The sequence below is a fragment of the Methylobacterium sp. Leaf469 genome (assembly GCF_001424745.1).
Lineage (GTDB): Bacteria > Pseudomonadota > Alphaproteobacteria > Rhizobiales > Beijerinckiaceae > Methylobacterium.
Genome location: NZ_LMRE01000001.1, coordinates 722,770 through 740,841, shown reverse-complemented (window position 1 = coordinate 740,841; position 18,072 = coordinate 722,770). Strand labels below are relative to the sequence as shown.

The 18,072-nt window shown below is 71.2% G+C and carries 13 protein-coding genes; 8 read left to right on the top strand and 5 right to left on the bottom strand.

Annotated features, from left to right (window positions below; genetic code table 11):
* Nucleotides 1–525 precede the first annotated feature (525 nt).
* Together ASG60_RS03505 and ASG60_RS03500 are read left to right on the top strand one after the other, a co-directional pair.
* Nucleotides 526–2,631 (top strand): TonB-dependent siderophore receptor, encoded by a 2,106-nt coding sequence (locus ASG60_RS03505; protein ID WP_244476560.1) that lies wholly within the window; start codon nt 526–528, stop codon nt 2,629–2,631.
* A gap of 137 nt (nt 2,632–2,768) precedes the next feature.
* Nucleotides 2,769–3,947, top strand: coding sequence for a PQQ-dependent sugar dehydrogenase (locus tag ASG60_RS03500; RefSeq protein ID WP_056384234.1), 1,179 nt, complete (start codon nt 2,769–2,771; stop codon nt 3,945–3,947).
* 15 nt (nt 3,948–3,962) lie between these two features.
* Here the strand turns inward: ASG60_RS03500 and ASG60_RS03495 are convergent, their stop codons facing one another.
* Genes ASG60_RS03495 through ASG60_RS03485 form a run of 3 tightly spaced genes read right to left on the bottom strand, consistent with a single transcriptional unit; the run spans nt 3,963 to nt 8,095 of the window.
* Nucleotides 3,963–5,759 (bottom strand): long-chain-acyl-CoA synthetase, encoded by a 1,797-nt coding sequence (locus tag ASG60_RS03495; RefSeq protein ID WP_244476559.1) that lies wholly within the window; start codon nt 5,757–5,759, stop codon nt 3,963–3,965.
* Between the two features lie 11 nt (nt 5,760–5,770).
* Nucleotides 5,771–6,766, bottom strand: a complete 996-nt coding sequence (locus ASG60_RS03490) for a homoserine O-succinyltransferase (RefSeq protein ID WP_056384233.1) — start codon at nt 6,764–6,766, stop codon at nt 5,771–5,773.
* A 36-nt stretch (nt 6,767–6,802) separates the two neighbouring features.
* On the bottom strand, nt 6,803–8,095 hold the full coding sequence (locus tag ASG60_RS03485; RefSeq protein WP_056384232.1) for an aminotransferase class I/II-fold pyridoxal phosphate-dependent enzyme: 1,293 nt from the start codon (nt 8,093–8,095) through the stop codon (nt 6,803–6,805).
* Between the two features lie 463 nt (nt 8,096–8,558).
* On the opposite strand from ASG60_RS03485, the gene ASG60_RS03480 reads away from it, so the two are divergent.
* Together ASG60_RS03480 and ASG60_RS03475 are read left to right on the top strand one after the other, a co-directional pair.
* Nucleotides 8,559–9,014 (top strand): cupin domain-containing protein, encoded by a 456-nt coding sequence (locus ASG60_RS03480; protein ID WP_056165745.1) that lies wholly within the window; start codon nt 8,559–8,561, stop codon nt 9,012–9,014.
* 47 nt (nt 9,015–9,061) lie between these two features.
* Nucleotides 9,062–9,946, top strand: coding sequence for a branched-chain amino acid aminotransferase (locus tag ASG60_RS03475; RefSeq protein ID WP_056384231.1), 885 nt, complete (start codon nt 9,062–9,064; stop codon nt 9,944–9,946).
* A 10-nt stretch (nt 9,947–9,956) separates the two neighbouring features.
* Here the strand turns inward: ASG60_RS03475 and ASG60_RS03470 are convergent, their stop codons facing one another.
* Nucleotides 9,957–11,648: a thiamine pyrophosphate-binding protein gene (locus tag ASG60_RS03470; RefSeq protein WP_056384230.1), complete on the bottom strand. Its 1,692-nt coding sequence runs from the start codon at nt 11,646–11,648 to the stop codon at nt 9,957–9,959.
* A gap of 364 nt (nt 11,649–12,012) precedes the next feature.
* On the opposite strand from ASG60_RS03470, the gene ASG60_RS03465 reads away from it, so the two are divergent.
* Together ASG60_RS03465 and ASG60_RS03460 are read left to right on the top strand one after the other, a co-directional pair.
* On the top strand, nt 12,013–13,395 hold the full coding sequence (locus tag ASG60_RS03465) for a hypothetical protein (protein ID WP_200947644.1): 1,383 nt from the start codon (nt 12,013–12,015) through the stop codon (nt 13,393–13,395).
* Nucleotides 13,396–13,644: 249 nt separating this feature from the next.
* Nucleotides 13,645–14,118: a flavin reductase family protein gene (locus ASG60_RS03460; protein WP_056165752.1), complete on the top strand. Its 474-nt coding sequence runs from the start codon at nt 13,645–13,647 to the stop codon at nt 14,116–14,118.
* Here ASG60_RS03460 and ASG60_RS03455 read toward each other — a convergent pair.
* A complete protein-coding gene (locus tag ASG60_RS03455) occupies nt 14,079–15,245 on the bottom strand; it encodes a glycosyltransferase (protein WP_056384229.1) in 1,167 nt (388 codons plus the stop codon). The genes ASG60_RS03460 and ASG60_RS03455 overlap by 40 nt on opposite strands.
* A gap of 222 nt (nt 15,246–15,467) precedes the next feature.
* Between ASG60_RS03455 and ASG60_RS03450 the strand changes: the two genes are divergently transcribed.
* Both ASG60_RS03450 and ASG60_RS03445 read left to right on the top strand, forming a co-directional pair.
* Nucleotides 15,468–16,658, top strand: a complete 1,191-nt coding sequence (locus tag ASG60_RS03450; RefSeq protein ID WP_056384228.1) for a DUF1972 domain-containing protein — start codon at nt 15,468–15,470, stop codon at nt 16,656–16,658.
* A 22-nt stretch (nt 16,659–16,680) separates the two neighbouring features.
* On the top strand, nt 16,681–18,066 hold the full coding sequence (locus tag ASG60_RS03445) for a cellulase family glycosylhydrolase (protein ID WP_244476558.1): 1,386 nt from the start codon (nt 16,681–16,683) through the stop codon (nt 18,064–18,066).
* Nucleotides 18,067–18,072 lie beyond the last annotated feature (6 nt).

The window sequence follows — 18,072 nt, the reverse complement described above, 5'->3', positions numbered from 1 at the left end:
CGCCCGCGTCTTCGCCACCCGGCATGGCCACGCAAGCATGGCCGCGCCGGTGTGGCGAAGCCGGCCCTCGGCCCGGGCGTGGTCGCCCGTTACGGCCAAAGCCTGTCGCCGTGCGGGGCCGATCCTCCGTTCGCGCCGTCGCGAGGTTGCCGCCGGTCTCGACGCCTGGGCGGCGGGACATTACGGCCGCCCGGGAAACCTTCGCGCCGACGCACGCGGCGTCCGTCCGGCTTCGGCTTCTCCGCCCGATCCCCGCGCACGGGATGGGATCCGAGGCAGCGCCAGCACAGGGCCGTATCGCCTCGTGCTATCCTATCGTTCTACATTTTAGAACTACTTCAATATTCGAAATAGATTTGTTTTATTGTCAGATATTGGGATATCATCGGATATAGCCGAAGGATAGTTCCATTGATAGACGTACTTGTATTAAATCTCATCGGAGGCAAACGGAATATTGGTTCCCGACGATGCTTGGCGGGCATGTTGTTTGGAAGCATAAGTCTCTTTTGCTTCAATTCTGCCTTGGCACAGGGACTATCCGGCAAACCGAGCCGGGCGGATCTCGGCGATACCGCCCTCGAGGAGATCCACGTGGCCGGGCAAAGCCCGAACGGGATCGGCTACCAGACGAAACGCTCCACCTTCGGCGCGGGCTCTGACACCTCGTTCCTGGATACGCCCACCAATGTCGCCGTCGTGCCGAACGCCGTCCTGCGCGACCAGCGGGTGCTGTCCCTCGACGAGGCGCTCCGGAACGTCAGCAACGTGGTGCAGACCAATAGCCTCGGGGGGACGCAGGAAGCGGTGGTCCGGCGCGGCTTCGGGTTCTCCCGCGACAGTTCCATCCTGCGTGACGGGCGCCGCACGGTTCTGCAGCAGAACTTCAGCCACGCCATCGAGCGCGTCGAAGTCCTCAAGGGGCCGGCCTCGCTGCTCTATGGCATCTCGGAGCCCGGCGGCCTCATCAACCTCGTCTCCAAGCGGCCGGAATTCACTCAACGGGGCTCCCTCGACCTGACCGGCACGAGCTTCGGCGGCGGTCTCGTCCAGACCGATCTCACCGGGCCGATCGCGGGCACCAACCTCGCCTACAGGGTCGTGGGGGACTTCCAGGACTATGAATACTGGCGCAACTTCGGCCGGATCCAGCGGCAGGTGGTGGCCCCGTCGGTCACTTGGCGTGGCGACGACACCACCGTGACGGTGGGCTACGAGTTCGCGCACTACACCATCCCGTTCGACCGGGGCACCACCTTCGATCCACGCACCGGGCGCCCCCTGCGGGTGCCGCGCGACCGCCGTTTCGACGAGCGCGTGAGCCGGGTCGACGCTACGAGCCATCTCGCTTCCATCGATGTCGACCACCGGTTCAACGACGACTGGAAGCTGCATTTCGGCTACAGTCATTCCCATCTCGGCTACGACGACAACCAGATCCGCCCGGTTTCCTACAATTCGGATACCGGCATCCTCACGCGGCGGGCGGATGCGACGCGCGGGGGCGATTTCAACGCGAACATCGCGCGCCTCGACCTGACGGGACGGTTCGATACCTTCGGGTTGCGCAACGACCTCCTGGCCGGCGTGATGCACGAGCGGATCGACTACTACCGGCGCACCACCGTGCGCGGGCCGAACGTGAGCGGCTTCAACCCGTTCAACCCAGTCTACGGTCTGCTCGGCCCCTCGGACCGAATCTCGCTCGCGGCCAGCAACAACCGCGATCGGCTCAGCAACACCAGCCTGTACGTGCAGGATTCGCTCCACCTCACCGACCGGCTGATCCTGGTGGGCGGGGTCGGTGTCCAGATCTACGATCAGCTGGCCTTCGCGGGGCGCCCGGCCGTCATCTCGACGGCGATCGACGGTGTGAAGCCGGTGCCGCGCGCCGGCCTCGTCTACAAACTCGCGCCCAATCTTTCGGTCTACGGCAGCTACACGCGATCCTTCCGTCCGAACGTCACCGACCTCGACGTCACCGGTGCGCTGCTGCCGGAGGAGGGCGAAGCCTACGAGGTCGGCGTCAAGGCGGATATCGCCGAGGGGCTCACGGTCACGGGTGCGATGTTCGACGCCGAGAAGAGCAACGTGCTGATCACCCAGGTCATCGATGGCACGCGCTTCGCCTCCACCGCCGGCCGGGTCCGCTCGCGCGGCTTCGAGCTCGATTTCGCGGGTCAGATCCTCCCGGACTGGGCCGTGATCGGCAGCTACGGCTTCACCCAGGCCGTGGTCACCGAGGACCCGGTCCTCGTCGGCAGGGAATTGCAGAACACCCCGCGGGTCACGGCCTCGCTGTTCCTCACCCATCAGCTCGGTGCCGTGGCCGAGGCGACGGAGTTCGGCTCGACCCGCCTCGGCCCAGGTTTCCTCGAAGTCGGTGTCGGTACCCGCTACGTCGGCGCACGGCCGGGCGACGCCGCCAACACCTTCAGCCTGCCGGACTACATGGTCAGCGATGCCTTCCTGGCCTACCGGACCCAGGTGAACGGCCTGCCGACCACCCTGCAGCTCAACCTGAAGAACCTCTTCGACGAAACCTACTACGCCTCCTCCGGGGCCAGCCCCTTGCTGGTGGCGGTGGGTGAGCCGTTCCAGGCCCTCGTCACCGCCCGCGTCGCCTGGTGAGATCGGCTCCGGCGTTTCGGGTCCGGTGCGGATTCGAAAGGCCGCACGGACGGGTCGGACGGGCCGCGCGGCGGAACCGGCGATTCCAGGGGGGCGTTCCCGATGCGTCCCCTCCCGGCTCAACGGACCCCACCCGCATGCATCCGGCACGCCGCCTCGTCCTCTGTCTCGCCCTCATGGCTCCGGTGCCGGCCTTCGCCCAGGCCCTCCAGAACCCCGGCACCGCCACCGTCACGGCGCATGTGGTGAAAGCCGCGCCCCTGGCGGCGACGCCCGAGCGCATCGCGGCCCTCAAGTTGCCCCCGGGGTTCCGCATCGAGGCCTTCGCCACGGGCCTCGGCGCCCCGCGCGTCATCGTGGTGGCGCCGGACGGCGCCCTCTACGTCAGCGACCGGGACGCCGGCACGGTCACCCGCATCGACCCCGCCGACGGCACCAAGCGCCGTGTGGTCCTGGAGAAGGCCGACGTGCACGGCCTCGCGATCCATGACGGGCGGCTCTTCTTCGTGACGGTGAAGCAGATCTTCTCCGCCCCCCTGAAGCCCGACGGCAGCCTTGGCCCCGAGACAGCGCTGGTCTCGGACCTGCCGGACGCCGGCCAGCACCCCAACCGCACCATCCGCTTCGGGCCGGACGGGTGGCTCTATGCCAGCCTCGGCTCCACCTGCAACGAGTGCGAGGAGCGCAACCCCGAGAACGCCACCCTGGTGCGGATGCGGCCCGACGGCACCGGCCGGGAGACCGTCGCCTCGGGCCTGCGCAACACCATCGGGTTCGATTGGCAGCCCCGCACCGGCACGCTCTACGGCTGGGACGACGGTGTCGACTGGCTCGGCGACGACGCCACGCCGGAGGAGTTCAACAGGATCGAGCCGGGCAAGAAGTACGGCTGGCCCTACATCTTCGGCGACGGGATCAAGAACCTCTACCGCGAGGTCCCGAAAAGCTCCCTGGAGCAATGGGACAGGGACAGCGCCCGCCCGGTCCTCACCTGGACGGCGCATGCCTCGTCCATGCAGTTCGTGTTCTACGACGGCGCGCAATTTCCCGCCGACTACAAGGGCGACGGCTTCGTCACCATGCACGGCTCGTGGAACCGCAAGCCGCCGAGCGGGTACGAGGTCCTGCGCGTGCGCTTCGAGAACGGCGCGCCGAAATCCATCGAGCCCTTCGTGTCCGGTTTCCTGACCGAGGGCGGCCCGAGCGGCTGGCAGCGCTTCGCCCGGCCCTTCGGCCTCGCGGTGGCCGGGGACGGCAGCCTCTACCTCGGCGACGACCAGAACGGCGTGATCTACCGGATCAGCCACCCCGGTTGAGGCGCCGATCCCGTTCTACAGGCGGACGGTGCCCGCGCGGATCGCCCCGAACAGGGCCGGATCGAGGGGGCGGTAGCCGCCCTCGCGGTCGAGGTAGAGCGGATCGACGATCCGGGCCGGGTCGAAGCCCTCGGCCGCCAGCACGGTCTTCTTCTGCTTGAAGGTCTCCGTGTGGGCGAAATCGGCCACGATCCGCAGCACCAGGGGCCGGGCATAGGCCGGCAGGCGGGCGGTCAGGGCGGCGTGCAGGGCGGCGAGGTCGAAGCCGGGGCCGATGGTCAGGGCGGCCATGCCGGCACGCCCTTCCGCACCCGGCACGGCGACGCCGTAGACGCTGGCCTCGATCACGCCGGTGCAGTGGCCCAGGGCCTCGGCCACCTCGGTGGTGGCGACGTTCTCGCCCTTCCAGCGGAAGGTGTCGCCGATCCGGTCGACGAAGTAGAAGAACCCCTGGGCGTCCCGGCGCATGAGGTCGCCGGTCCGCATCCAGGCGTCCCCGGGGGCGAGCACGTCGCGTAGGATCTTGGCGCTGGTCTCGCCCACGCTCGTGTAGCCCTCGAAGCTGTGCTCGGCCTTGGCCGAGAGCCGGCCCAGGAGTTCGCCCGCCTCGTCGGGCCCGGCCGGCACGCAGCGCCCGGCGGCGTCGCGCAGGGGCAGTCCCGTCTCGACGTCGTGCCGCACGATGAGGGCGGGCGAGCGCCGGGCGAGGAAGGGCGGCACGCGGCCGACGGCGCCGGGCTTGCCCTCGACGTTGTAGAGCGAGACCGTCCCTTCCGTGGCCGCGTAGAATTCGAGGATGCGCGGCACGGCGAAGCGCTCCGAAAAGCGCGTCCACACGTCCGGCCGCATCCCGTTGCCGGTGCACAGACGCAGGGTGTGGCGGCCCTCGAACGGGTCGGGCGGGGCCGCCGCGAGGTAGCGGCACAATTCGCCGATATACTGGAACAGGGTGCACCGGGTCTCGACGACGTCGCGCCAGAAGCGGCTCGCCGAGAACTTCTCCCGGATCACCACCGCGCCGCCGCCGACGAGCACGCTGCCGGGCGCCACCACGCCGCCGACGCTGTGGTAGAGCGGCAGGCAATTGTACATCCGGTCGTCCGGCGTCGGGTCGACGAGGCCGGCGAACCAGTGGGTCCACATCATCACCCGGTGATGGCTCACCCGCGCGGCCTTCGGCAGGCCGGTGGTGCCGGAGGTGTAGATGAGCAGGGCCTCGTCGCGCACGCCGACGGCGGGGGCTTCGCCGGGCTCGAGGGGAGCACCGGACAGGGGGGCGGACGCGTCCGCGAGGGACCCCGCCCCCGGTCCCTGCCACAGGATCGCGGGCGCCGCCGCCAGATGCGGCGCGGCGCTCGCCCAGGCCTCGGCCAGACCTGCCTCCACGATGGCGAGGCGGGGGGCCGCCACCGTGACGCAATGGGCGAGGCCGCGATCGCGCAGGTTGGTGTTGAGTAGGGCGACGCGCACGCCGACGCGGGTCAGGCCGAGCCAGATCGCGAGGTAATCCGGCCGGTTGGTCATGAGCAGGGCGACGGTCTCGCCCTTGGCGAGGCCCCGGCCGAGGGCCCAGCGGGCGTAGCGGTTCTGGCGTGCCGCGAGGTCCGCGTGGCTCAGGGTCTCGTCGGTGCCGATCAGGGCCGGCGCGGCGCCGTAACGCGCGGCGAGTTCGTCGATGACGCGCGGGAAGGTGCGCTCGGGCTCGGCCTCGATGCGCGCCGTGCGGGCGAGGGCCGCGACCCAGCCGGACGTGGCCGAGGGCGGGCGGGGCGCAGGCGCAAGCGGGATGGCGGCCGACGGAGGCCGCGTCACGGCGCCGGACCTCATCGGACGGCCCGGCTGTCGGCGCGGTGGCGGGCGACGTAGGCGACCCAGTTGCGGAACAATCGGTCCGCGTCGTCCGGCCAGGCGGGGGGGCGGAGCGGCGTGTCGGCGAGGTTCGGAAACGCCGCGAACAGGTCCGGCCGGCGTTCGGCCGCGGCCCGGCGGGCGAAAGCGTCGAGGCGGGCGGCGGCCGCGTCCGAGAAGTAGTTCTCCGGCAGGGCGGGCAGGGTGGCGCGCTGGCCGTCGAGGAAGCGGCCGACATCGCGGCGGTACTCGCGCGCGAGGCTCGCGGTGTCGTATTCGGGATGGCCCTGGAGGAACACCAGCAGGCTGCCGGCCTCGCGCACGAACAGGTCGACCCCGATGGCGTCGGAGCGACGCAGCACGGTGTAGCCCGCCGCCACGAGCTCGTCCTCCGGCAGGTCGTTCCAGCGCGAATGCGGCACCGCGACGGAGTTCGGCAGGCCCGCGAGCAGGGGATGGGGCGTGCACGCGCACGGGTAGACGCCGGAGAGCTTGGCGGTGCGGGGGCGGCGCCGGATGCCGTCGCAGTGGAGCACCGCCGCGTGCGAGGCGAGGCAGGAGAACAGGGTCGAGACCGTGTTCTCCGCCGCCCAATCCACCACGGCGCTCAAGGGAGCGTAGAACGGCTCGTCCTCGAGATGCGGGGCGACGGGCTCGCACCCCGTCACCACGAGGGCGTCGAGCCCCGCCCCGGGGAGCGCGCGATGGGATTCGTAGTGGGCCCGCGCGTGCGCCGCCGCGAGGCCCGCGCGGGGGAGGTCGCGGAACGCGAACAGACTGAGCACCGCCTGCGGGCCGACGAGGCGCCGGAACTGCCGCTCGGTCTGGAGGAAGGCGGCGTCCGGCATGTTGTTGAGGAGGCCGATCCGCAGGGGCGGCACGGGGACCGCCCGCGACGGCATGTCCGCGCGGAGCCCCGAACCGTCGCCCGGGCGGGGGGAGGGGACTTCGGAAAGGGCGTGATCCAGCATCGCGACGGCAACTCCGGGGCGAACGGTGAGGGGCGCTCAGGCCGCGTGGGCGAGGGCGGTCGCGGCCCGGAGCGCCTGATCGAGATCGGCGGCGATGTCGTCGATGTGCTCGATGCCGACGCTGATGCGGATCATCTCGGGGAACACGCCGGCCGTGCGCTGCTCCTCCGGCGTCATCTGCCGGTGGGTGGTCGAGGCCGGGTGGCAGGCGAGCGACTTGGCGTCGCCGATGTTGACGAGGCGTTTGACCAGCCTGAGGGCGTCGTAGAACGCCTTGCCGGCCGTGAAGCCGCCGTGCAGCCCGAAGGTGAGCAGGGACGAGCCCTCGCCGCCGAGGTACTTCCGCGCCATGGCGTGGTGCGGGCTCTCGGGGAAGCCGGCGTAGTTCACCCAGGCGACGCCCGGATGGGCGCGCAGGAATTCGGCGACCTTGCGGCCGTTGGTGACGTGGCGCTCCACGCGCAGGGCCACGGTCTCGATGCCCTGGAGCAGCAGGAACGCGGAGAGCGCCGGCAGCACGGCGCCGGTGGTGCGCTGGTAGACGCTGCGGGCGCGGGCGACGAAGGCGCCCTTGCCGAAATGCGTCGCGTAGACGAGACCGTGATAGGACACGTCCGGCACCGAGAACATCGGGAACCGCTCCGCCTGCGCCGCCCAGTCGAACCGGCCGGAATCGACGATGATGCCGCCCATGGTGGTGCCGTGGCCGCCCATGAACTTCGTCAGCGAGGCAATGACGATGTCGGCGCCGTGATCGATGGGGCGCAGGAGGATCGGCGTCGCCACGGTGTTGTCGACCACCAGGGGCACGCCCCGGGCATGCGCGACGGCGGCCAGCGCCTCGATATCGCAGATGTTGCCGGCGGGGTTGCCGATGGATTCGCAGTAGACCGCACGGGTGTCGTCGTCGATGAGCTTGGCGATCTCGGCCGGATCGTCGCTCGCGGCGAAGCGGCACTGGATGCCCTGGCGCGGCAGCACGTGGGCCAGCAGCGTGTGCGTGGTCCCGTAGAGCTGGGGCACGGAGACGATGTTGCCGCCGTGGTCGGCCAGCGTCGCGAGGGCGTAGTGCAGGGCGGCCTGGCCCGAGGCCACGGCCAAAGCCGCGTGCCCGCCCTCGAGTTCGGCCACGCGCTTCTCCAGCACGGCCACCGTCGGGTTGGCGATGCGGCTGTAGCGGTAGCCCTCCTCTTCGAGGTTGAACAGCGCCGCGCCGTGATCGGCGCTGTCGAAGCTGTAGGCCACGCTCTGGTAGATCGGGACCGCCACGGCATGCGTGGTCGGATCGTGATCGAAGCCGGCATGGACGGCGATGGTTTCACTGCGCATGGAGCGTGTCCGTCTCGGCACGATGAGCTCGGCGACCTCACAGCAAGGTGCAGGCCAAGCTTTTGCGCGTCGAATCGGGACATATCATTGACAAAGACGATGAACGGAAACGCGTCGAAGACTTGGTTAAATCTTCCTTCTCGCATGAGGCGCGTTCGCCGATCCGCGACGACCCGCCGGCCGCCGACTCGCGGCGGGCGGTCGTCCTCTAGGATTCCACCGTTCCGTGTCGGAACGGCCCCGCCGGATTCGACCGTCCCGTGTCGGAACGGTCCCGATGGGGCGGGAGTCTTGATTTGCGACAACTGCGACCGGTCATGGTTTAAGCTTTGCGATCTCTGTTCATCCATTAAGTATCCGGCGAATGCGGACTTGCCGTGGCGTGGAACTATGGCATTTGCTTTCGCAACAGCCTCGTGACGATCCACGAGTGCCGATCCGATCGTGGTGTGGGAGAGCGCGTGTGGCGACGAAACCGATCATTCCGTCCGTGACGTCCGTGGAGCTGCGGGCGGCCCCCATCGAGCCTGGCTGGATTCGGGTGGGCAACCCGCTCGCCCGCAACGCCACCCTGTCGCGCAGCGCCGACGGTCTCGCCAGCACCCTGGTCTGGGATTGCACCGCCGGCGAGTTCGAGTGGATCTACGACATCGACGAGACCATCTACTTCCTCGAAGGCTCGGCGACGATCTCGGACGGTCACAACCCGGCCAAGACCTACGGGCCGGGCGACGTGCTGTTCCTGCCCCACGGTTCGGTGTGTCACTGGCACGTCGAGACCTACGTCAAGAAGGTCGCGTTCTGCCGCCGGACCCTGCCGCGGCCCGCCGCCTTCGTGATCCGGGCGTTCGACCGCCTCGTCAGGATGATGAAGGGCTCCTCCGGCGGCTTCCAGGTCGGCCCCGCCAAGGCCGCCTGAGAACGCCGCCCCATCCCGCCTTCCCAGCCCGCCCGAGACCCCGAGCCATGACGGCGCCCGATCCCGACACCCGGACCCATTTCGAGGAGACCTGGACCTACTTCGAGGAGGCCTGGCATCCCGGCAACGTCCGCATGATGGGGCCGCGCACGCATGGGGCGTGGCTCGGGTCGACGGTGTTCGACGGCGCGCGCGCCTTCGAGGGCGTGGCGCCCGACCTCGACCTCCACCTCGAACGGGTCAACCGCTCGGCGGTGGCCCTCGGGCTGAAGCCCAAGGTCGCGGTCGAACGCTGGGACGCGCTGGTGCGGGAGGGATTGGCGCGGTTCCCGCACGATGCGGAACTCTACATCCGGCCGATGTACTGGGCCGAACTCGGATTCGCCGGCGGCGTGCGCTTCGACCCCGAGTCCACCAACTGGTGCCTGTCGCTCTACCACGCGCCGATGCCGGTGCCGACGGGCGTGCGGGCGACCCTCTCGCCGTTCCGCCGGCCGTCCATCGAGGTGGCGCCGGTGGATGCCAAGGCAGGCTGCCTCTATCCCAACGGCGCGCGGGCGCTGATGGAGGCGCAGGCGCGGGGCTTCGGCAATTGCCTCATGCGGGACGGGCTCGGCAATATCGCGGAATTCGCCAACGCCAACGCGTTCCTCGCCCGGGACGGCGTGGTGCACACGCCGGTGCCCAACGGCACGTTCCTCGCCGGCATCACCCGGGCCCGGGTGATCGCGCTCCTGCGGGCGGACGGCGTCACCGTGGTGGAGCGGACCCTGTCGTACGACGATTTCCTCGCCGCCGACGAGGTGTTCACGGCGGGCAACTTCGCCAAGGTCGCCCCCGTCACCGGCCTCGACGAGGTCCGCTTCGAGCCAGGCTCCGTGTTCCGCCGCGCCCGCGCTCTCTACTGGGACTTCGCCCACGGGCGCCGGTAGGCGGCGCGCCTCACCCGGCCGCCAGCGCCTTCTCGCGGATCGCCGTGAGACTCAGGCCCGGCGAGATCGCGTCCGTCGCGATCTTGAGGTGGACGATGGCCGGCTGGCCCGAGGCGAGGGCCGCCGCGAACGCCGCCGGAAAGTCCTCCGTGCGCTCCACCGTGACGCCGAACCCGCCGAACGCGCGGGCATAGGCGGCGAAGTCCGGGTTGCGCAGGTCGGTGGCCGAGACCCGGCCGGGGAAATCCCGCTCCTGGTGCATGCGGATGGTGCCGTAGCTGGCGTTGTCGCAGACGATGCAGACGAGGGGCAGGTCGTACTGCACGGCGGTGGCGAATTCCTGCCCGGTCATCAGGAAATCGCCGTCGCCCGCCAGCGCGATCACCGTGCGGTCGGGGTAGAGCCGCTTGATCGCCACCGCCGCCGGGACGCCGTAGCCCATGGAGCCCGAGGTCGGGGCGAAATGCGTGGCCGGGCGCCGGAAGCGGTAGAAGCGGTGGATCCAGGCGGCGTAGTTGCCGGCGCCGTTGCACAGGATCGCGTCCGCGGGCAGCGCTTCGCGCAGGTGCACCATCACGGCGCCGAGGTTCACGGTACCGGGCTGCGGCGTCGCCGCCTCGCTCCACTCGAGGTACTCCGCGTGCCCGGCCCGGGTCTGGGCCACCCAGGAAGGGGGGGCTGCGGGCGCGGCGAGGCGCGCCAGGGCGGCGGCCATCCGGGTGGGCGCGGCGTTGATGGCGAGGTGCGGGACGTAGACCCGGCCGAGTTCCTCCGGGCCCGGATGCACGTGGACGAGACGGGTGGCGGGATTCGGGATGGCGAGGAGATCGTAGCCCTGGCTCGGGACCTCGCCGAGGCGCCCGCCCACCACGATCAGAAGATCGGCCGCCCGGGCGCGCGCGACGAGTTTCGGGTTGGCCGCCAACCCGAGATCGCCCGCATAGGCGGGGTGGAGCGGATCGAACAGCGGCAGGCGGCGGTAGCTCGTGGCGACGGGCAGGTCGAACCGGTCGGCGAAGGCGTGGATGTCGCGATACGCCGCCTCGCTCCAGCGGCTGCCGCCGAGCAGCAGGAACGGGCGCTCGGCCTGGGCCAGCAGCTGCGCGAGACGCTCCATCTCCTCCGCGCCCGGCGCCGCTTCGACGGCGACCCAGGGGGCGGCGAGCGGCCCGGTCGCCGTGTCCTTCAGCATGTCCTTGGGCAGGGCGAGAACCACCGGACCGGGCCGGCCGCCGGTGGCGGCGTGGAAGGCGCGCGAGACGTATTCGGGCACGCGGGCCGCGTCGTCGATCTCGGCGGCCCATTTCGCGATCGGACCGAAGGCGGCGCGGTAGTCGATCTCCTGCCACGCCTCGCGGTCGCGCAAGGCCCGCTCGATCTGGCCGACGAACAGGATCATCGGCGTCGAGTCCTGCTGGGCCACGTGGATGCCCGCCGAGGCGTTGGTGGCGCCGGGGCCGCGGGTGACGAAGCACACGCCCGGCCGGCCCGTCGCCTTGCCGTAGGCCTCCGCCATCATCGCCACGCCGCCCTCCTGGCGACAGACCGTGACCTGGATGCGCGATTCGTAGAGGGCGTCGAGGACCGGCAGGAAGCTCTCGCCCGGCACGGTGAAGACGTGGTCGACGCCGTTGACGGCGAGCTGGTCGACCAGGGCCCGGGCGGCGGACCGGGGGGACGCGTCTGAGATGGGGGCGGGCATGCGGCAATCCGGATCGCGGGCGACGGCGTCGCGTGGGGGCGGGTTCGGTGGCGGGCGCAGCCGCGACGTCGCACCGGCCGAGGTTCGGCGTGGCTCTCGTGGCGATGCCCGCGTCCGGGCGGAACGTCGGTCTCCGATCGATTTGCCGATCCTAGAGAGGCATCCTTAAAGATTTTCGCCGGTGGTGGAGCCGATGAGAGCCGCGCCAAGACCCGCGCCGAGTCCCGCGCCAAGATTCGCGCGTAAGTCCCGCGAGCCCACGCGAACCTGAGACCCGCGAGCCCACGCGAACCGTTGCATCATGATCCGAGCGTTGAAATCCGCTTTGCCGACTCGACGCGCGCCCCGTGCGGCCGGCAGCCCCGTGGGCGAGACGGCCGCGCCGCCGGTCGCGCGGGGCGGGTTCGGCGGCCGGTTCGCCGTGATCCTGTCGGGCGAGCTGATCCAGAGCCTGTTCCACTTCGCCCTGAACATCGCCCTGGTGCGGATCCTGAGCCAGCACGATTACGGGCTGTTCGCCATCGTGTTCACCGGGGGCGCCGTGGGGCTCGCCTATATCCGGGCCCTCGTCGCCGTCCCGGCGACCCTGCACATCGCCCGCAGCCTCGGCCGGCCGGCTGAGCGCGGCTACGACGTGGTGTTCGGCTCGGGCGCCCTGGCGCTCTGCCTCGGCATGGCCGCCCTGGCGCTGGCGCTCCTCATCCCCGTCATGGGGGTCGCCGGGGCGCTGGGCGCCGGCGCGTTCGTCGCCCTCTACGCGTTCCGCAGCTACCTGCGCCTCGTGCTGCTCGCCCGGAAATCCGCACGGATCGCGGGGATGAGCGACGGGGTCTATGCGGGCGTCGGCCTGACCCTGACCCTCGCCATCCTGTACGCGGGTGATGCGTCCGCCCTCGATCACGCCTTCCTGGCCCTCGCCTTCGCCCATGCCTGCGGCATCGTGGTCTCCTACGTCGCCCTGCGTCAGCCCCTCCGGATCACCCTGCGCCGGTCCCTGTGGCGGCGCTACGTCGGCCTCTGGCGGACGCTGCTGTGGTCGCTGACCGGGGTCACCAGCATGATCGTCCAGGGCCAGGGCCTGACCCTGGCCTTCGCCGCCATCGTCGGCCCGGCGGCCTACGCGCCGATCGCCGCCACCCTGGTGCTGTTCGCCCCCCTGCGCATCCCCACCAACGCCCTGGTCAACATGGTCCTGGCGGAGGTGACCGGGCTGCTCGCCACCGGGCAGGCCAGGCAGGCCGACCGGATCGTCGTCCGCTCGACGGCGGTGATCGCGCTCGGCTGCCTCGTCTACGGCGCGGCCATGTGGTTCGCCCTGCCGCTCATCGAGCAGGTTCTCTTCAAGGGGCGGTTCGGCCAGGAGCCGATGGCCTGGATCGGGCTCGGAATCTGGGCCGTGACGACGATCTCCCTGCTCTACGCGATTCCGCGCACCTACCTCGAAGCCTCGGCCGCGTTCCGCTCCATCGCCTGGGGCGCCATCGGCGCCGCCCTGCTCGGGTTCTCCATCATGATCCCGATGCTGCTGAGCCTGCCGTCGCACACGGCGCTGCTGGGTCTGATCGCCTCTGAACTCGCCAGCTGCCTGTGGTACGTCCTCAACTTCCGCCGCCTCGCACGCCGCGCCGACGGTGCCGTGCTGGCCGCCGCCGCCATCGTGTCGGAGGCGGAGGCGCCCCGCGAGGGCGATCCGGCGGCCCCCGCGCGGACGGGGCTTCGGAACGGGCGCGCGCCCGTGCGGACCTGAACGGGTAGCCAGCGCGACGAAATGGGGTATGCCGCACGACGAATCCGGATGAAGGCGCGCGGCGATTTTCCCATGTGACGCGGGCGCCGGCCCCTGAAACAGAGTGAGTCCGTCGCGCCGCGCGGCGACCGGGGGATCGCGTCTCCCGGGCCGGCGGCGGATGAACAGAGAGCGGGCGCGGTGCCCGGGCAGGAGAGCACATTGAGCAGTCCGGTCCGAGACGTCCCGCCGCTCGCCGGCGCCGCGCTGATGAAGCGGGCCATGCGGCGCCTCGCCGGCGGCGTCGTGGTGGTGACGGCGGGCTCCGGCGAGGAGCGCGTCGGCCTGACGGCGACCTCGGCGGTCTCGCTCTCCGTCGAGCCGCCGACCATGCTGGTCTGCATCAACCGGGCGGTCTCGGCGTGGCCCGTCATCGCGCGCCGGCGGCACTTCTGCATCAACATCCTGGGGGCCGGGCACCAGGCGGTGGCCGAGCGCTTCGCCGGAATCGGCGGCCTCAAGGGCGCGGCCCGCTACGCCGATGCCGATTGGGTCGCCATGCCGTCGGGGGCCTCGGGCCTCGCCGGGGCACAGGCCATCCTCGACTGCACCCTCGACGAGGTGATCGAGCGCCACAGCCACGCGATCCTGCTCGGTGCCGTGGGCGAGGTGCGGATCGCGAACGAGGACGCGGACGCGCTGGTCTACCGGCTCGGCCGCTTCGGCAGCCTGCCGCTGGCCTGATCCAGCGGGGCGCCGCCCTCGAGAACCCCGCGGAAGCACGCCACCATGCCGGCGGCCGAGGCCGCCTCGGTGAAGACGTTGGCGTAGCGCGCCCGCGCGGCCCGGGGAAAACCGGCCCAGACCTGGGGCTCGCTCACCAGGAATGCGAGGCGTTCGGCGAGGGCGGCGGCGTCGCCCGGCGGAACGAGCCAGCCGGTGACCCCGTCCTCCACCACTTCCGGCAGGCCGCCGATGTCCGAGACCACGGGCGGAATGCCGGAGGCCATGGCCTCGATGGCGACCCGGCCCAGGGATTCCGGCAGCCGCGAGGGCACGGCGACGATGTCGGCCCAGGCGAAATGCTCCGCCGGGTCCGGCGTGAACGCCAGCCGCTCGACGGTCCGCGCGAGGCCGGCTTCCGCGATGCGCGCCGCGAGGGCGTGCTCCCGCGCCTCATCCTCGAAGGCGCTGCCGACGATCCGCACCGCGATCCGGTCGCGGGTTCCCCGGGGCAAGCGCGCGAGGGCCTCGACCATGACGTCCTGGCCCTTGATCCGGCTGATCCGGCCCAGCATCAGCACGCGCAAGGGGCGGTCGCCCCGATACGTCGCGGCCTTCGGCCGGCCGGGATCGGCGATGCCGTTGTAGACCACGGTCCCCGGGCGGCCCGGCGGGGGGGCGAAGGCGGCTTGCGTCGCCCGCGAATTGAAGATGACGCCGCAGCCGGCCCACCCGATCAGTCCGCGCAGCACGGTCCGCACCAGGCCTTGCGGGATCTCGTGGACGTGGACGAGGCAGCGTCGGCGGAAGAATCGGGCCGCCAGCAGATAGTCGGTGACCACGGAGGTGTTGACGTAGGTGAGGTCGCTGCGCGCCATCCGCCGCATCGCGCGGCCGACGGCCACCGGCAGGGTCAGGAGACCCAGGGTCGCGAGCCGTGGCAGGTCGCGGCGGCGCAGGATCCACAGGGGCTCGACGTGGATGCGGCTCGCCAGGGGCTCCAGGGCGGCGACGATCGGGCCGTGACGCGGCAGGACCACGTCGATGACGGCGTCCGGCCACGTCGCCCGCATCACCCGGACCGTCTCGATGAAGCTGCGGTCGGACCCGTAGAGTTCGAACCCCTGGTGAACGCACGTGATACGCATGGGGGAACTCTTCCCGGGATGCCGAGGATCGTTTCCGACACGGATCGTTTCCGACATCGGGCGTCGCCGGAGAGATCAGGACAGACCTCGTTGGATCGGTCTCTATGGATCCTTTGTTAAAGAATGACACAGCACGGTGCCGTGAGGGCATGCCCGCGCACAGACGGCGGTCGATCGTGAAACCCCGGCACGATCCTGCAAATCCGGCAAAGGTGACATTCCATGACCACCCCGCCCGCTCCCGCGCTCCTGATACTCGGAACGCGCGGACTCCCGGCCGATCACGGTGGCTTCGAGACGTTTGCCGAGCGCCTGGCCCTGTTCCTCGTCGCGCGCGGCTGGTCCGTCGGCGTCTACTGCCAGGACGAGGTCGAGACGGTGACCGAGCGGTTCCGCAGCGAGACGTGGCGCGGCATCGAGCTCATCCACGTGCAGGTCGCCACCCGCGGCCCCAAGGCGACCCTCGACTTCGACTACCGATGCGTCCGCCACGCGGCCGAGCGCGACGCGGTCAGCCTGGTGCTGGGCTACAACGGCGCCGTGTTCCTGCCGCTCCTGCGCCTCGCCAAGCGCCGCATCATCACGAACATGGACGGCATCGAGTGGCGCCGGCCGAAATGGTCCCTGCCCGTGCGGGCCTGGTTCTGGGTCAACGAGTGGATCGCCGCCTGGTCGTCGCACCACCTCGTCGCCGACCATCCGGCCATCGCCGACCATGTCGCCACCCGCCGGTCGCGCAGTGCGATCAGCACCATCCCGTATGGGGGCGACCCCGTGACCGACGCTCCGCGCGCGCCGCTGGCCGCCTTCGGGGTCGAGCCCGGACGCTTCCTCGTCTCGATCTGCCGGATCGAACCCGACAACAACATCCTGACCATCGTCGAGGCGTTCTCGCGCAAGCGTCGGGACGCCAAGCTCGTGGTGGTCGGGGAGCTGCGCGACGACAATCCCTATCACCGGCGGATCCGGGCCGCGGCGAGCGCCGACGTGGTGTTCCCGGGGGCGATCTACGAGGCCGGGATCGTCGGTGCCCTGCGCTTCCACGCCCGGGCCTACCTGCACGGGCACACGGTGGGGGGCACCAACCCGTCCCTGGTCGAGGCCCTCTGGGCCGGCAGCGCCATCATCGCCCACGACAATCCGTTCAACCGCGTCACCGCCGGCGCGGACCAGAGCTACTTTCGCGATGCCGACGGGTGCGAGGCCGAGATCACCCGTCTCCTTGATGACGACGCGGCCCTGGACCGGGCGCGGGCGGGGGCGCGCCGCCAGGCCCTGAACTTCACGTGGACGGACATTCTCGAAGCCTACGAGACCATGATCCGCCAGGTCGGCGCGCCGCATGTGCCCGTCCGCTCCGCCGAGGTCGCCGCCGCACGCCTCGGCTCCGGTGCGTCGCGGACCTCCGTCTAGGTCCGCGGGAGAATCGGGGCCGATGACCGGGCGCGTGCCGCCCACCCGGCGCGGCGTGATCGCCGCCGGACTCGCGGCCGGCGGCCTCGCCGGACACCCCATGCCGGCGGCCCTGGGGCGGGAGCCCGTGCGGGCCAGACCGGTCTCGCCCGGGCCTGCTGCGCCGAGGGAGACCCCGTCGGCGAAGCCCGTCGTCCTGCGTCGCGGAATCAACCTCTGGCCGTGGTTCTCCCTCACCCGTGAGTACCCGGCCCCGCGCACGGACTACGCCTGGCCGGCCTTCGATCCGGACCGCCCGGTCCCGACCCGGGCGGACCTCGCCGGCCTCGCGCGTGCGGGCTTCGACTTCGTGCGCCTGCCCATCGATCCTGGACCGTTCCTGTTCTTCACGGGCCGGACCCGCGCCGTGTTGTTCGGCATGCTCGACGCCGCCGTCGCGATGGCCCTGGCGGAGGGCCTCACCGTGGTCCTCAACCTCCATGCCAACGCGGCGACGCATCACTACACGCCGGAGGCCCTGTACGGCGGCCCCGACGCGCCCCTGCTCGACGCCTACCGCGACCTCGTGGCGGAACTCGCCCGCGCCCTCGCGCGCCACCCGCAGGGCCGGGTCGCCCTGGAGCCCGTGAACGAGCCGCCCCAGGCCTGCGGCGCGGAGGCGTGGGGGCGCATCCAGGCCGGCCTCCTCGGCGCTGCGCGGGCCGCCGCGCCCGCCCTGACCCTCGTCGCCACCGGCGCCTGCGGGAGCCTGGTCGACGGGCTCACCGCCCTCGATCCGGCCGCCCTGACGGCGTTCCGGCCCCTGCTCTACACCTTCCACTTCTACGAGCCCTACCTGTTCAGCCACCAGGGCGCGCCCTGGATGGACGAGCCGGTCTACCGCGCCCTCAACGCCGTGCCGTGGCCGGCCTCCGCCGGCCGCCTCGACGCGACCCTCGCGGCCGTTCGCCGCCGCATGGCGGGCGATGCCGCGCTCCCGGCCGCCCGCAAGGCGACGGCCTACGCCGAGACCGAACTCAAGCTCGCGGAATACTTCGCCGCCCGGCCCGATCGCGGCTTCCTCGACCGGGGGCTCGCCCCGGTGCGGGCCTGGGCCCTGCGCCACGGCATCCCGACGGGCGAAATCCTCCTGGGCGAGTTCGGGGCCCTGCGCAGCGATCACCGCTACGTCGCCTCGGGGGCGGCCGACCGGGCGCGCTACGTCGGCGACGTGCGCCGGAGCGCAGAGGCGGCGGGCTTCCCCTGGGCGTTCTGGAACCTGTTCGACGGCATGGGCCTCGTGCAGGGCGAGACGCGGAGCCTCGATCCGGCGCTCCTCGGCGCCCTCGGCCTCCCCGCTCCACCCGGGGGGGCTCCATCCGGGGCATCGCCATCCGGGGCATCGCCATCCGGGACCTCTTCGCCCTGACGCGAG